Source organism: Chitinophaga pinensis (assembly GCF_007896845.1).
GTDB lineage: Bacteria > Bacteroidota > Bacteroidia > Chitinophagales > Chitinophagaceae > Chitinophaga > Chitinophaga pinensis_C.
Genome location: NZ_VOHS01000023.1, coordinates 62,684 through 78,903, shown reverse-complemented (window position 1 = coordinate 78,903; position 16,220 = coordinate 62,684). Strand labels below are relative to the sequence as shown.

Annotated in this window: 13 protein-coding genes and 1 pseudogene; 9 read left to right on the top strand and 5 right to left on the bottom strand. The window is 44.3% G+C overall.

The window, feature by feature from the left end:
• Together FEF09_RS33315 and FEF09_RS19975 are read left to right on the top strand one after the other, a co-directional pair.
• On the top strand, nucleotides 1–425 hold a 425-nt coding region (locus FEF09_RS33315; protein ID WP_146306738.1), incomplete at its 5' end, for a hypothetical protein.
• Nucleotides 426–773: 348 nt separating this feature from the next.
• Complete coding sequence (locus FEF09_RS19975) at nucleotides 774–1,658, top strand: hypothetical protein (protein WP_146306737.1); 885 nt, start codon at nucleotides 774–776, stop codon at nucleotides 1,656–1,658.
• A 59-nt stretch (nucleotides 1,659–1,717) separates the two neighbouring features.
• Here the strand turns inward: FEF09_RS19975 and FEF09_RS19970 are convergent, their stop codons facing one another.
• Nucleotides 1,718–2,776, bottom strand: coding sequence for a serine hydrolase domain-containing protein (locus FEF09_RS19970; RefSeq protein ID WP_146306736.1), 1,059 nt, complete (start codon nucleotides 2,774–2,776; stop codon nucleotides 1,718–1,720).
• Nucleotides 2,777–3,002: 226 nt separating this feature from the next.
• Here FEF09_RS19970 and FEF09_RS19965 point away from each other — a divergent pair, with 226 nt between their 5' ends.
• Nucleotides 3,003–4,343 (top strand): DNA/RNA non-specific endonuclease, encoded by a 1,341-nt coding sequence (locus tag FEF09_RS19965; RefSeq protein WP_146306735.1) that lies wholly within the window; start codon nucleotides 3,003–3,005, stop codon nucleotides 4,341–4,343.
• Between the two features lie 85 nt (nucleotides 4,344–4,428).
• Here FEF09_RS19965 and FEF09_RS19960 read toward each other — a convergent pair whose 3' ends face one another.
• Nucleotides 4,429–5,841 (bottom strand): right-handed parallel beta-helix repeat-containing protein, encoded by a 1,413-nt coding sequence (locus FEF09_RS19960; protein ID WP_146306734.1) that lies wholly within the window; start codon nucleotides 5,839–5,841, stop codon nucleotides 4,429–4,431.
• Nucleotides 5,842–6,636: 795 nt separating this feature from the next.
• Here FEF09_RS19960 and FEF09_RS19955 point away from each other — a divergent pair.
• A complete protein-coding gene (locus tag FEF09_RS19955; RefSeq protein ID WP_186774422.1) occupies nucleotides 6,637–7,059 on the top strand; it encodes an immunity 22 family protein in 423 nt (140 codons plus the stop codon).
• A 90-nt stretch (nucleotides 7,060–7,149) separates the two neighbouring features.
• On the opposite strand, the gene FEF09_RS19950 is transcribed toward FEF09_RS19955, so the two are convergent.
• The 3 genes and pseudogenes from FEF09_RS19950 to FEF09_RS19940 form a co-directional block, all read right to left on the bottom strand.
• Nucleotides 7,150–8,169: a cytochrome d ubiquinol oxidase subunit II gene (locus FEF09_RS19950; protein ID WP_146306732.1), complete on the bottom strand. Its 1,020-nt coding sequence runs from the start codon at nucleotides 8,167–8,169 to the stop codon at nucleotides 7,150–7,152.
• Between the two features lie 12 nt (nucleotides 8,170–8,181).
• Nucleotides 8,182–9,425 (bottom strand): annotated as a pseudogene (locus tag FEF09_RS19945) (cytochrome ubiquinol oxidase subunit I).
• 415 nt (nucleotides 9,426–9,840) lie between these two features.
• Nucleotides 9,841–10,689: a hypothetical protein gene (locus FEF09_RS19940; RefSeq protein WP_146306731.1), complete on the bottom strand. Its 849-nt coding sequence runs from the start codon at nucleotides 10,687–10,689 to the stop codon at nucleotides 9,841–9,843.
• 93 nt (nucleotides 10,690–10,782) lie between these two features.
• On the opposite strand from FEF09_RS19940, the gene FEF09_RS19935 reads away from it, so the two are divergent.
• The 5 genes from FEF09_RS19935 (at nucleotide 10,783) to FEF09_RS19915 (ending at nucleotide 16,215) form a co-directional block, all read left to right on the top strand.
• Nucleotides 10,783–11,421, top strand: coding sequence for a Crp/Fnr family transcriptional regulator (locus FEF09_RS19935; protein WP_146306742.1), 639 nt, complete (start codon nucleotides 10,783–10,785; stop codon nucleotides 11,419–11,421).
• A 422-nt stretch (nucleotides 11,422–11,843) separates the two neighbouring features.
• A complete protein-coding gene (locus FEF09_RS33310; RefSeq protein ID WP_261387618.1) occupies nucleotides 11,844–12,041 on the top strand; it encodes a YeeE/YedE family protein in 198 nt (65 codons plus the stop codon).
• A 1-nt stretch (nucleotide 12,042) separates the two neighbouring features.
• A complete protein-coding gene (locus FEF09_RS19925) occupies nucleotides 12,043–12,459 on the top strand; it encodes a DUF6691 family protein (RefSeq protein WP_146306730.1) in 417 nt (138 codons plus the stop codon).
• Between the two features lie 17 nt (nucleotides 12,460–12,476).
• The gene (locus FEF09_RS19920; RefSeq protein ID WP_146306729.1) at nucleotides 12,477–13,811 is read left to right on the top strand and encodes an MBL fold metallo-hydrolase; all 1,335 of its coding nucleotides are present in this window, start codon (nucleotides 12,477–12,479) and stop codon (nucleotides 13,809–13,811) included.
• Between the two features lie 157 nt (nucleotides 13,812–13,968).
• The gene (locus FEF09_RS19915; protein ID WP_261387617.1) at nucleotides 13,969–16,215 is read left to right on the top strand and encodes a sugar-binding domain-containing protein; all 2,247 of its coding nucleotides are present in this window, start codon (nucleotides 13,969–13,971) and stop codon (nucleotides 16,213–16,215) included.
• The last annotated feature ends 5 nt before the right edge of the window (nucleotides 16,216–16,220 follow it).

Here is a 16,220-nt window from a genome sequence, read left to right as displayed (position 1 = left end):
CTGATAGTGCTGTACAGGTACTTGTTACCCTCAGAGCACGTACAGCGACCAGCGGTTCCTTTTCTTGTAAAGTGACTGCCGGCGACCACAAGGAAAATATATATCTGCCGATAAGTGCCAATAGTAAAGGATTCCCTGTGATCACTACGATATCGGGCAACCGATCAAAAGAAACCAATTTTACCATTCATCATATGCTGGAAGGAACATTGGTTACTGATCTGAAGATATTTACCAAAATCGAGGATCGCCTGATCAGTGATGTGGAAGCTATGTTAAGAGAACCACATGGTTGTTTTGAACAGACCTCATCTACTACTTATCCAATATCTATATTCTCAAATTACTCCGTTCTTCAGCTAAAAGACATACCGCTGCAGAACAGAAAGCAATGGACTATCTTATCGCAGGTTATAAAAGGCTGATAGGGTTTGAAACAGCGGAACATGGATTGAATGGTTTGGTAAAACGCCGCCACACGAAGCATTAACTGCTTATGGTTTATTGGATTCACGGCCATGAATGAATTCATAAAAGTGGATAAAGCTATGCTGGATCGTACGCGGCAATTCCTGTTAAGCCGCAGGGATGGTAAGGGTTCCTTTACTATTCTAAACAAGGTTATGATGCATTTGCATCAGTACCGGACAATATAGCCAACTTCTACATTGTATACGCATTAACGGCTTCCGGTATCAAAATGAGATTACACTGGAATACGAAACAGCTGTTAAAAAAGTGCTTGCCAACAACGACGCCTATCAATATCACTGATGGCACTGGCGGCCAGCAATATGGGTCGCACAGATGATTTCAATCAACTCCTGACGGCGGCCAAAAAAGCGAAATTAAATGCTGAAACAAGTGTTGTCAATTCCAGAAGCAGCTCTTTGCGTATAGAAACGATGGCGTTGTACGCTTTAGCACTCATGAGAGAGAAAACACCTGAAATAGCTGAGATCTCTAACCTCATCGCCGATATTATGAAGCAAAGGTGCTCTTATGGTTATGGATCTACACAAGGTACAGTACTTGCCTTAGAAGCAATATGTACTTATCAGCAAATGATAGGTGATCAGATTGCGGGCTCACAGATGGAGATAAAAGTGAATAACAAAACCATTTACGCCGGTACCAGTGCAACATCTGACATCAATAACATTGTTGAAGGCGCAAATACTTTCTCTATTAAATACAAGCATGAGAAATCCAATGCACCGTATCAGCTGGAACTGGCTTATTTCACCTCATTACCCCCTAATGATGCACAGGCAGAATTGAAACTGGCTACTGAGCTATCAACAGGACAAACCAAAGTAGGAGAAACTGTCAGAATGCAGGTAGCTGTGACTAATACCAAAAATATTCTTCAGCCGATGAGTATCGTGAAAGTAGGTATCCCTGCGGGGCTGACAGTACAGCCATGGCAGTTGAAGGAAATGATGGAGCAGGGACAGATCGCTTACTACGAGATATTTGACAACTATCTGGTATTGTACTGGATGGGATTTGCACCACAAGAAACTAAAAAGGTAAACTTCGACCTGAAGGCTGAAATAGCCGGTAAATACAAAGGAAAGGCAAGCACCACCTATCTGTATTATACACCGGAATTTAAGCACTGGAATGCAGGTACCGAAATTACCATTGAACCTTAATACTGTTGTAATGTAATAGCAAACGGGCTGTCCACCTTCGGCGGACGGCCCCCTTTTTTTTATACAGGCTTCCCATCTAATATATGCCTGATCATTTCTCGGATCTTCAGACTGGATGTATTGCTGATCTTAGGTGTTGTACGGGTAAAGATAATACCGGCAACATGATGCTTTACATCTATCCATGGATGAGCACCAAAGGCACCGGGGCTGCTGTTTTCTTCTGCCACCCCATCTGCATTGACAACATCTCTCCAGTTACCCATACCATAACGCACCTCTCCTGTTTTGTAAGGCGTATAAGGATTAAGCGGGTAAGGTGTGTTTTCAATGACAGCACCCGCAGTCTGGTCACGCAGCAATTCGCTGACGGCGGTTTCACTCAATACGCGATGCTGGTGAAACATCCCTTTGTTGAGCAACATTTCCAGAAAATTCAGATAATCCCGCGCACTGGTGCGTACACCTCCTGCAATAAGGGGATTTGCAGGTCTTACGAGTATGTAATTAGCCTCCATTTCACAGGGATCTGCAATACGTTCGTTGAATAATGTCTGCCAGCGTTTCCCGCTTACTACTTCTGCTATCCTGCCGGCAATATGCATACTTACGCCACCATAGTTAAACGCTGTTCCGGGCTTATGTATCATGTCTGTATAACATGCCATAGAATCAACAGCAGCTGCCAGAGTCAGGTCTTTATTATATTCATAACGCTGAGGAGAATCACCCGGGAATCCGGAGGTATGTGAAAACAATTGTCTGATAGTGATATTCCCCTTACCATGTGCCGTGAATAAAGGCAGGAACTTACCAACAGTATCATTCAGTGAGAGCTTCTTTTCATCTGCCAAAGACATGATCACGGCGGCAGACAACCATTTGGAAGCAGAAGCAATGATACGTTGCTGCGTAATATCAAGGTTTACTTCTTTCTTATAAATAACTGCGTTGTCTTTGGATACGAGTATCGCAACAGAGTTACTATATTCTTTCAGATGTGCGTCTACGTAAGTATCTACTTTAGTGAAATTATATTGTTCACCGACAGATACCGGACCAGATTCTCTGGTACAAAGTGTGAAGATGAGACTGGCAGAAAAAAGTAACCATTTCATATTTTAAGATTTTCATTACATATATACGCAGATTATATAAGTTGCCACAGGTCTTTTCGGGTGAGGCAGATTTTTTTTAGGGGTGAAGCAGAAAATTTGCGGACTCAGGCAGATAAACGGTTTTAGCATTCCTTTAACTAATATTATTTTACTGCAAACTAATACTGATGTGCCTCCGCCTTCAGGGATGAATACATACCTTTAAGCAGATTAAACCCACATTAATATGAGAACCCTCACTCGCCGGCTGCTCTGGATAGCAGCCATCTCCGTATTCATTGCTTCCTGTACAAAGGATGACATTCCAACACTTCCAACGCCATCCGCTACTGATACCCGGGAAGCAACTGTCGAAGCAGTCACGCTTTCAGAAAATTTCGAATCAGGAACCAAAGGAGCTTATGCAGCCGCTAATGTAACGCTTGGTAGTGGCAGCTGGTATTTCGATGACGCACTGATTGGCAATCTGTCTACAGATGCCAAAACAGGCGTTGCCTCTGCACGCATCCGTAATACCGGATCCATTACGATGAACTTCAATGCCACGGGCGCCAATACAGTGAGCATCGCACATGCGGTATTCGGTTCTGATGGCAGCAGTACCTGGCAACTCTGGATCTCTACGAACAATGGCAGCAGCTACACCCAGACAGGCAGCACTGTTACCAGCTCGTCTACAAGTCTGCAAACGGTAACTTTCAACGTAAATGTGACCGGCAATGTTCGTCTGTCTATACGAAAAGTATCCGGTGGCAGCAACCGTATCAACATTGATAACATTGTCATCAACACTACTGGTGGCGGTACCGGCGCTGGCGACAACAGTCATTTATTACTGGGTAACCCAAGCGGAGCAGCGACAAGTATTGCTTTCCCGACCAATTATCTGGTGGATCAGACTTATTACAGCTTTTCTTACAATAACGCGAGGAGCACACCAAACTGGGTAAGCTGGCACCTGAACAGCGGTGATATTGGCAGTACTTCCCGTCAGGACGACTTCCGTCCTAACACGTCTTTACCTACCGGCTGGTATCAGGTAGGCTCTGGTAGTTATTCCGGCAGTGGCTTTGACAGGGGGCATAACTGTCCCTCAGGTGACAGGACTTCATCGGTGACAGCTAATTCATCTACATTCCTGATGACCAATATGATTCCGCAGGCGCCACAGAACAATCAGCAAACCTGGAACAATCTGGAAATATATATCCGTTCGCTGGTGAGCGCCGGTAATGAGGTGTATATAATAATGGGAAACTATGATACAGGAGGTACAGGAAGTAACGGGGGCACGACTTCAACGATCGATAATGGCCATGTGACTGTACCATCTAATGTCTGGAAAGTAATTGTAGTGATCCCTGATGGTAACAATGACCTCAGTCGTATCAGTACTTCTACCCGCGTAATTGCGGTTAATACACCTAATGTTAATAGTATCAGCAGTGACTGGAAGAGTTACCGGACCACTGTAGATGCAATTGAATCTGCAACAGGATATGATCTGTTGTCGGGTTTACCCGCCAATGTGCAACAGGTGATCGAAGCACAGGTGGATAATTTATAGATGAAGGATTCAAAATAAAAGAGGAAGCCTTGTCCTGACATACGCCGGGACAAGGCTTCTTCTTTCATTTTTAATTCTAGTCGATTTACATTTTTCCAGGTAAGTTCACATAACCAACTTTCAAGCCGCCGGTCAGTGTTGTATTGGTCACCTGATAGTAGTTTGTAGCAGATACGCCAGAAGCTGCAATTGTAGCGAATTTGAAGTTAGCCAGCGTACCGGTACCTTCAGTTACAACTGCACCATTTTCCAGATAAATGTAATATTTAGGATAGATGGTACCCACACCTTTCAACGGAGCAATGAATACGTTGTTGTTAACGATGTTCTTGCCGGTCTGACCGCTGTAGCCGTTGATACGGAGGGTGTTACCTTTTACGTTTGCTACTGTGTTATTCACAAACTGCACTGCTGCACCACCTGCACCTCTCATGCTCACACCATCGCTTTCGTTATCAGCAAACAGGTTGTTTTTAACAACGTGTGCAGTACCTGAACCGTAGAACTGATACAGTTCACCCCAGCCACTACGAACGATGTTATCGTGTGTATTGGTGTTAGTCGTACGACCACCAATCAGGATACCACCATTGTGTGCAGTGTTGTGCTGTGTAGCCCAGTTGGTAACAACGTTGGAATGTACTTCCAGTTTGTCGATAGCTGCTGTCTGAATACCATCCAGACCGCTGTTAGATACGGTGTTACCGTAGATCAGCACGTTGTACCATTTGATAGGCTCAACATACTGGTGACCTGCAGTCATACCTGAAGTAGTACCATAATAAGGTACACCTGCAGTCAGATCCCAGTAAGTAGCTGTATGACCGATGTACATTGCCTCATTCCTGGTATTATTGATAGAGATACCGTGGATAGACAGATTGTACATTGTAGAGTTCGGATATGCGGTAGAAGCATCTCCCTTTACAGGTTCAGTTTTAGCGACGATACCGGTACCACCGTTGTTCATACTCAGGTTGTAGATCTCGAAGTTGTCGGTATGTTTACCGAGGTGAATGTTGAAGTAAGCTTCTCTTACTGAAGTGGTAGCACCGTTGATAACCATATAGTTCTTGCCATTAGGGCTACCTAGTTTGATATAGTGGCAATTGTCAAATGAGAATGCGCCAGGATATCCACTAGATCCAGTCCAGGAAGGATCACCGATGGTAGCAACTGTACCGGAAGCGTTCTGGATTTTGATAGGAGCAGCTGCTGTACCGCTCATGTTAGAAATGAAAACCGCTTTGAAGTTTCCTTTCAGATTGATAATGTCTCCTGCTTTGTAAGTACCACTCTTGTTGTCTATAACCAGTCGTCCGTTTGCGTCCGGTCCCAGTGTAAATGTCCTGCCTGTAGCAGCGGTGACACTTGTTTCAGAATTTTCGATAGTCTTGTCAATGCTTTCGTCTGTCTCTTTCTTACATCCCACAATAAACGAAAGGAGTGTAGCAGCGGCAATAAGCGCATGCCGGCGGTAGTCATGTCTAATTTTCATGGTTCTTCTATAAATGTTATGGTTCAGGCAAGCCGCAATTCTTGCATCATTTTTTTCCCCTGCAAGCGGCTATAATGATATGGTTTTAAATATTAAATTTCCCCTTAATGTTGTTTGGCCAAAAGTTTTTCTCTAAATATTAGCATTTTCTCTCTGCAATGCTTTTTAATTGATAACAATACCCCCTTTTTTTTAAAAGTTTTCAAAAAACTGCAAAAGTACTTTCTCCAAAACGGGAGCGAAGTTAAAATATTATGTGTGTAATAAAAGTTTTTTTTCGCTCCAAATACCGGAATATCAATATCTAATATACAAAATAAATATACATAATTTTCACTAATGTGTTAATTATTTATAAAATAATCTTTCCAGCGGACAGAACAGACAGGTCGGTCTATAACGAAGCCGAACATATGAGAAAAAGTAATTTTATAACGTGGACGAGGGTATTAAAAATAGTTGGTCCTTCTAACGGAGAAGAATATATAACAAAATATATAATACATAATTAATCTGCATGTATCTCAGAACTGACGGGCATTTACTATCTGTTTATATCGGGTAATAATTCCCTGTCCATCTTTCATAGTCCCGATCAGTTGTATCAACGAATATTTAAAACTTGTCTGTAGCAACTATCGTTTTCTATCATTTCCAACACCACAGACCGCATCATAAGTCAATAATAATCAATCAGTAATACATCTGGAACCGTTTTTGCAAGCACTACAGTATATAACGGGCATATAAAACACAACGTTTTACATGCCTTTTTATTCAGCAAAACAACTTTATATGATGACGAAAGCACAGTATGTTGTTGCGGTTTGGCTGGCAAATTTTAACCATGAAAAAGAACTGCGGAATTACCTTGAAGTGAAGTACGATGAAGATGGCAACAGCCTGTCAGAATTTGGCGATGCTGTTGGCCTGAAGCACTTCGACAGCGACTTCCTGGAACATGCATCTTTTACCAACGCGATGAAACCTGAAGAGATTATTAATGGAGTATCTTTTAGTGAATATTTCAAAGATGATCTTACTCCTCTGATTAACCATGACATATTATATCACCACAACACCATTATCTTCCTGTATGGTAAACAGGACGGGTATGGTGCCATTAACGAACATATATTTACCCTGGCCAACATGCCCCAACGGCAGTTGCCATTCAGTTTTATTGGTACGGTTAAATTTGAGATCGAAAACCAGTAAGTATACTGGTAACAGTAAAAGAAGGTATAACGAAAAAGGGCTTACACTACGTAAGCCCTTCTTTTATTTAATTCCCATTGTTCTTCCTCATTAATGATCCCACTGTCCTTTGTTCTTCTGAAAACTATAGATCAGATAAAACAAAGCCGGCAGGATAAAAATACTCCCTAAAAGCAATGCCATCGCCAGTGAATAAATGGTTCGCTCCTGCCCTGCATGTTCCATCAAAGAAAGGTACTTCCCTCCTTTCAGAATAACAATATTAGGATAGTGTCTTAAAGTAATGGCCAGCAGGATCATCGTCACCTGAAAACCAGCCAATACCCTGATAATATATACTTTTCCTTTCTTCAGTAACAGGTACCAAAGCAATATCAGTGATAATACAGCGGCCGTCAGAGACATGATACCCACTACATTATCAAACAGCCATTTGTCCAGCGGGATACCCTCCGCTTTAGCAGCTGTGAAGACCAATCCACCGAAAACAACTGCCGCTACATTCATCTGTTTTGCCTTGCGGACAAAACGTACCTTACTGGCTTCATCTCTTGTCTCCCCAATGATAAAGATCGCAGCCAGATAACCGCAAATAGCCACCGTAAAGAAGCCCACAGTTACAGAAAACCAGTTCAGCCAACTAAATACATAAGCCGAAAGGAAATCGCCCGCATTCGTATCTATTCTGCCAGATACGGCGCTTGCAGCAATCACCCCCAGAAAGAACGGTGTTACAAAACTGGAATACACAAAGATCTTGTTATAGACCTTCTGCATATTATCTACTACTGCATCATAGTTCCTGAAAGTAAAGGCTGTTCCCCGGGCGATAATACCAAACAACATAATCACCAGCGGGATATGCAGATGAGTGGACACCGTTGTATAAATCTGCGGGAAACCCACAAACAATACCACTATGGCAATGATCAGCCACATATGATTAGCCTCCCATACCGGACCAATTGCCTGATACATAGTGGTACGTGTATATTGTTTATTCTTTGCAGAAGTGAACATCTCGATGATACCCGCACCAAAGTCAGCACCGCCTAATAAGATATACAGCAGAATAGCTGCCCATAGATATGCAATCACTACATAGATCATGATACTGAATTTTTAAGCTGACGGAGAAACATCATATAATTTACCCACCATCCTGATCTGTCTGTACAACAGGAATGTTACAATCAGGGAAAGGGATATATAAACTGCTGTAAAGATGTAAAAGGAATAGGCAATACCCGGCATTGGTGTGACTGCATCTACGGTACGCATAACGCCGTTTATGATCCATGGTTGACGTCCGACTTCAGTCACTGTCCATCCGGCTTCCACGGCAATAAATCCCATTGGTGTTGCCAGTACGAAAGCACGTAGAAACCAGTTCTGCTGCATCCAGTGTCTCTTCTTCCAGATAGCAATAAAATAACAGACGGAGATCAATAATAGCAGCATCCCCAATCCCACCATCACCTGAAAAGCGTAGTGTGTGATGGCTACTGGTGGATGGTCCTGTTCAGGTATTTTATCCAGCCCGTTCACAGGTGTTTCAAAATTGCTATGTACCATGAAGCTGAGCATTCCCGGTAACTTAATCGCATATTTTACTTCTTTCGCTTCTTCATCAGGCACACCACCCAGTATCAATGGTGCAGCTGCTTCGGTATGAAAATGTGCTTCCATGGCAGCCAGCTTGGCTGGTTGTCTCTTCGCAACATCTTTCGCAGAAATATCTCCACTCAAAGGTTGCAGTAATGCCGCTATACAGGCAAATACAGCTGCAATCCGGAAAGACTGTGTATGAAAACGGATGTTTTTTTCTTCAGTATCATTAATGCATGTATACCTGCTACCGCAAATCCCGTCGCCGCAAACGCAGCTATACACATATGAAGTGCCTGAGAGAACCACGCATCGTTAAACATCGCTTTGATCGGATCAATGTTCAGATATTGTCCATTGACATAATCAAACCCTGCAGGACTGTTCATCCACGCATTCGCAGCAACGACCAGTATACCTGATACCAGTCCGCTGACACCCACCACCACACCGGTGAACCAGTGAAACCAGCGGTTAAACCTACCCCATCCATACAGGAAGAAACCCAACGCAATCGCCTCTATGAAAAAGGCCGTTCCTTCCAATGAAAAAGGCATCCCGAAGATCGGTCCTGCATGTTTCATAAACTCCGGCCACAACAAGCCCAGTTCAAAAGACAATACGGTTCCTGACACAGCACCGGTAGCAAAGAAGATAGCCACTCCCTTACTCCATGCTTTGGTAATATTCCTGTATACAATATCATTTGTTCTCAGCCAGTAAAAGTGCGCTACAGCCATAAAAAAAGGCATCACCATACCAATACAGGAGAATACGATATGAAAGCCTAAAGACAGTGCCATCTGCGACCTGGCAGCTATGAAATCATTCATGTAAATCCAATTTACGCCTCAAAGCTACTAAATACCCGACAGGCGACTATGACAATTATCATTTCAGTAAAGATGAATATAAAAAGGCTTTAAGTGATCCTTAAAGCCATCTCATTTTAGTAATCTGTAAATTGTGACTTCATCACTTTTTCTTCTTCCTTTGCTACCAATGTTATCCATGCATGGAAGAAAAGAGCGAAGCGGCGATCGTTTTTTTGAGTTTACGCTCATTTGAACCCGGGATAGCCAGACTAATAAAACGTGCAACAACGGTAACAAAAAAAAACAGTTGTGATAATGGTATTCATCGGGTAATGGGTGCTGTTTTTAATGATATAACTCAGGGGTCCAGCATAAACCACTCATACCCTTCAATATGGAGATATTCAGCTGGTACTTTTTTCAGTATCTCTCCCGTTTTTCTATCCGGTGGATAGGTTGCTACTTTTGTACGGATAAACTGGCTTTTGTTCTCCGGATCACGGTAAATATATTCTACAGGCTCCACAATTGTATCTTTCCATCTGAGCTTATACAATGGCACTTCTCCCGGATGACCATACTCGACTCCGCGGATCACTTTTTCTGCCGGAAAAAAGTCCGGATTAATGAAATGGCGGGCTTCGCCAAAACCACCTGTAACAGCATTATATCTGTAAACAGTATAATCATTACGCAGACAGCAACCGGAAGAAGCATACGTGATCAGCATATAATCTTTCAGCTTATCTCCATTCACATCACCAATACTATCCCCTACAAAATTACCCTTCCAGATCGTATCGCTTGCTACTAACCTGAATGTATTTTGTTCAAACAGGTATACCTGTCCGAGGACGTCAAACCCGGCACTACCCGTTGCACTTTTAATATAGAGATGCGTCCTTCCGGGATCAAACAGTTGTCCGTACGACAGGGAAGTCTGCAATGTACCTCCATCTTTTACCGGTGTAAATAACTCATGTGTAAACTGCCCTTCTTTTGCATGAGCGGCTGCGTAAGTAAGTGCTTCGTGAACCAGCTGGTTGATAACAGTATCTCTATAACCGCTATCCTCTTCATACATCCTTTGTACTTCACTTTCTCCGGACGGCTCCGGTGTAATAACAGTGTCCTTTGTGAGTCTGTCAGGAGTTACGGCATGACAGCCGGTTAATGCTATAAAAAACGCTAAAAGGAGGGTTCGCACTTATAATGGTTTATATCACAAAATAATATAAAATCTTCCTAAGCGCCATCTTAAAAAATGAATCTTTACCTTGCCTCCAATAAACGATCAGCCATGGATGCAAGGACCTATCTTGATACCTATTTCCCACAGTTTGAAGCAGAGCTAAAAGAGCAGATTGCCGTTAACGCCGTTATAAAAGAGGTAAAAGCAGGTGAAAGACTGATCCAGACCGGCCAGTATTTCCGTGCTACCATGCTGGTCGTGGAGGGCAGACTGAAATTATACCGGGAGGGCGAAGAAGGAAATGAGTTTTTCATGTATTACCTGCTGCCGGGTAATGCCTGTGCACTCTCTATGGTCTGTGCAAGCAGGCCACATCAGACCAGCGAGATTATGGCTAAAGCGGTGGAAGACAGTATTGTATTAATGGTGCCCCTTGCCATGATGGAACAACTGATGCAGGAGTTTAAAAGCTGGTACAGCTTTGTGGTAGAAACTTACCGCAGCCGTTTTGAAGAACTGCTGAGTATTGTTGATCAGATAATGTTCAAAGGGATGGACGAACGACTGATCGTATATCTTGATAACCAACAAAAAGTTTTACAAACGCAGCAGCTTTATATCACACATCAGGAGATTGCCAATGACCTGCATTCATCCCGGGAGGTCATTTCCCGCTTATTAAAGAAAATGGAGCAGCAAAACCGCTTAAAGCTGCATAGAAATTATATCGAAATGCTGCCTGTGTGACCTGAGTCACCAAACTACTCCCTTCGCCATACGAGCTTTGTGTCATAAACATCACCTATGACAATGCTCAGATATCTTAGTCAGCCGTGGCCGTGGTACATTGCAGGTCCTGCTATTACAGCCGTCATGCTGGCGCTGCTATATTCCGGGAAGACTTTCGGATTTTCATCCAATCTACGTACAATGTGCAGCATCGCCGGTGCTGGTAGAAAGGTCTCTTTTTTCAATTCGATTACAAAAAACAGTACTGGAACCTGCTTTTCCTGCTGGGAGCTATTATCGGAGGGTTTATCAGCCAACAATGGCTGAAGGCTCCCGGTTCATTACAACTCTCCGGCAAGGCAATTCAGGACCTGCAGACACTGGGAGTATCCTTTGATGGAAAACTGCTGCCGGAACAGCTATTCGGTATACAGGCCCTATTGTCAGTAAAGGGCTGGATCATGCTGGCTGGCGGTGGTTTTCTGGTGGGCTTTGGCTCCCGATATGCAGGCGGTTGTACTTCCGGGCATGCTATCACCGGACTGTCCGAATTACAATGGCCTTCACTCATTGCCGTTACCGGTTTCTTTGCCGGCGGGCTTATCATGACACATTTATTTTTTCCATTATTCTTCTAAAATGCAGAAAGGAATCAGATTCATTATCACAGGCATTACATTCGGCATTGTCATGAGCAAATCGGAAGCAGTATCGTGGTACCGTATACAGGAAATGTTCCATTTCCGCTCCTTCCATATGTATGGACTCATTGGTTCAGCCGTTTTAACAGGTATTGCAACGGTCTGGCTATTGAAACGTTATAATATAAAAGATAGTCATGGTATACCCATTACGTTTAAGGACAAAGACAAAGGTTGGAAACGCTATCTGCTGGGGGGCAGCATCTTTGGCCTCGGCTGGGCACTGACCGGGGCTTGTCCCGGACCAATATTTGTACTATTGGGCGAGGGTTTTCCTGTCATGCTGCTGGTCATAGCAGGAGCACTAACAGGCACTTATACATATGGCGTACTCAGAGACCGTCTTCCTCATTGACATTTAAAAACGATCAGATGAAAGTTAAACAGTTTGAAGATAAATCACTCGCTCATTATTCTTACGCAATACTGGAACCCGGTAGTGCCTCAATAGTATTGATCGACCCGGCCAGAGATCCACAGCCATACCTCGACTATGCAGCTGCGCAAAAGGCGAAAATCGTTGCCGTTATAGAAACACATCCGCATGCGGACTTTATCAGCAGTCATGCGGAATTACAGGCGCTGACAGGAGCAGACATATACTGCTCCGTACATACGGATGCCGCTTATACCCATAAAACCTTTGACGAAGGACAAACCATCAACATAGGCACGATGACACTGCGTGTTCTCAATACACCGGGTCATTCGCCGGACAGTATATCTATCGTGCTGAACAATGCAGGACAGGATTATGCAGTATTTACCGGAGATACATTATTTATCGGAGATTGCGGCAGACCCGATCTGCGGGAAAATGCCGGTAATCAGAAAGCACTGAGAAAAGAGCTGGCCGGCCAGATGTACCATTCGCTTCGTGATAAATTGATGTCACTGGCTAATGATGTGGTCGTATATCCCGCGCATGGAGCGGGTACGCTATGTGGTAAAGACCTGCGGGAAGCCGCACAGTCCACGATCGGTGAAGAAAAACAGTCCAATTGGTCATTACAGCCAATGGAAGAGGCGGAGTTCATAAGTACCCTGCTGAAAGATCAGCCTTTTATACCCCAATACTTCGGTTATGACGTGGACTTGAACCGGAAGGGAGCCCCTGCTTTACAGGGATCTTTGTCTGCCATTCCCGTATTAAAGCCCGATCCGGCCTTCATCCCTGACGAAATCGTTATTGATACCCGGGCGGCAGCCAGTTTTAAAGCCGGCCATCTCCCCGGCTCTTTCAACATCATGCTGGAAGGGAAATTCGAAACATGGCTGGGCGCGATTGTTCCACCGGAAGATCCCTTCTATCTGCTGGCAGCTACACAGGAGCAATTACAAGAAGCGATGGAAAGGGCTGCCCGCATTGGTTACGAACCATTTATCAAGGCCGGACTGCTGCTTCATACAGGGAGCGAACAACAGACGCCCTTTGATCCTGTGTACTTCCGTGAGCATAATGCGGACTTTACCATCATCGATGTACGGAATGAGCCGGAAGTAAAGAAGCGGCAGATCTTCCCGCATGCCCTACACATCCCGCTGCCGGAGCTGCGTCTACGCCTCAAAGAGATCCCGCTTGATAAACCCATTGCCGTTCATTGTGCCGGCGGTTACCGGAGTGCAGCAGCCAGCAGCATACTGGAAGCAGCATTACCTGATAATCTTGAAATTACCGATATCGGAGAACATATCAAGGAATTTTAACGCGCGTGTTATCTTTCTGTCATTAGTGCAACCACGGATTATTTCTTATTATGGCAATATAACTCCTCTACTGCGGCAGTGTTGCCGGACGGACAGTTATATTGCCAGACTTAAACCACCTGCACTTTATAATGAAACGTTCTGCAAAAACCCTTTGTTGTCGGCCCTCTGCGTAGCTGCTGCGACTGACAGCCATAGCCAGTCCTCCTGGCAGATGCAGCCTGTGGCTATCCAGACCCGCTGGGCAAAAGACGTCAACCCCGATCACGTATTACCTGAATATCCCCGTCCGCAACTGGTTCGTCCCCAGTGGACTAATCTGAATGGTCTATGGCAATATGCCATTACCCCAAAAGATGCGCCCACTCCCACTTCTTTTGACGGACAGATACTGGTTCCTTTTCCAGTCGAATCAGCTTTATCCGGCGTAAAGAAGCCGGTATTACCAACACAACGCTTGTGGTATAAACGCAGCTTCCAAAAACCAAACCTGAAAGAAGATGAGAAAGTATTGCTGCATTTCGGAGCGGTGGACTGGCAAAGCAAAGTCTATGTCAATGGAAAGGAAGCAGGTCAGCATAGCGGAGGATATCAGGCATTCTCTTTTGATATTACCTCCCTGCTGAAAGAAGGAGATAATGAACTGTTGGTAGATGTCTATGATCCAACGGATCAGGGACCTAATCCGCATGGGAAACAGGTACTGGCACCCAAAGGTATCCGGTATACCGCAACAACGGGTATCTGGCAGACGGTATGGCTGGAAACGCTGCCTGCTGTCTACATCAGGGATCTTGTCATCACTCCTGATGTTGATGGTGGCTATCTGTCAGTAAGGGTACATACCTCCGATGATACAAAATTTACGGTGGAGGCTGAGGCCAGTGCAGACGGAAAAATGAATGGTTCGGTAAAAGGAGGGGTGAATCAATTACTGAAAATACCCTTGCGTAATGCGCATCTCTGGAGTCCGGAAGATCCATTTCTGTATGACCTTACTGTCCGGTTGGTAAAAAATGGTGTGGTAAAAGATAAAGTGACTTCTTATTCCGGCATGCGAAAGATTGAGATAAAGAAAGATGACAAAGGACAAGAACGTATTTTCCTGAATAATAAATACACTTATAACCTCGGCGTGCTGGATCAGGGCTTCTGGCCGGATGGTATCTACACGGCTCCGACTGACGAGGCCTTACGTTTTGATATCGCCGCTATTAAAAGCATGGGATTCAATACAATCCGTAAGCATATCAAAATAGAACCCGCACGCTGGTATTATCATGCCGATAAACTAGGTATGCTGGTGTGGCAGGACATGGTCACCTGTGCCAGTCTGGACGCAGACGCAAAAGCTGCATTTGAAGCAGATAATGAAGCAAATGTGCAACAGTTATATAACCATCCTTCTATTATATGCTGGGTATTGTTCAATGAGGGCTGGTATAGTTACGACCAGCCACGGCTCACGCAATGGTTTCATCAGAAAGATCCTACGCGGCTGATTAACGGACATACCGGAGAGAACTACGATAAGGAAGGCGCCACCACAGTGGTCAATAAATGGCCGGGCAGTGATCTGGCAGATATACATGACTATCCGGGCCCGGGCATTGCGCCTGCCGTACCGGGAAAAGCACGCGTATTGGGAGAATGGGGTGGCGTAGGCGTACCTGTAAAAGGACATCAATGGAATGCTGCCGCAGGTTGGGGATATGTAAAGATTACGCCCTCCGAGATGACTGAAAAGTATTCCTCCATGGTGAAAAAGCTGAAGCAATATGAAACAGATGGACAATCCGGCTCTATCTATACCGAACCTTTTGATGTGGAAATAGAAGAAAATGGATTGATCACATATGATCGTGCAGTTGTAAAAGTACCAATGGAGGTATTACGGCAGATACATGCTCCATTTGTTCCGCAAGAGCGTAGCAAACCTTTATTGCCGATGCTGGCATTAAAGCATGCAGATACCAGCTCTATTCCTGATCCACATCGCCGGCAATTCCTCGTATTGCTGGAAATGGATGCAGACGTAAAGAAAACGCGTAACTATAAAACACTGACAGATACCTTAACGGACTATCTTCAACACGGTGGCAGCAGTTTCTCTCCTGCTAAAATTGCCAGTATTTCAAAGAAAGTGTTTGAAGGCACAGGTGACGTTACGTTATTAAATCAGGCGTTAAAATGGATGGAGAAAGCGGTGGATATGGAAAGGAATTCATTTACCATGAGCACTTATGCCAACCTGTTGTACCGGCTCGGAAATAAGGAGGAAGCACTGAAATGGATGGATAAGGCAGTGGTACTGGCCCCGGAGAATGAACAGCCTGATTATAAGGCGGTGATGGATAAAATGCAACAGGGAGAAAATACCTGGCCTGCGGCCGGAGGCAATTAGGAGTC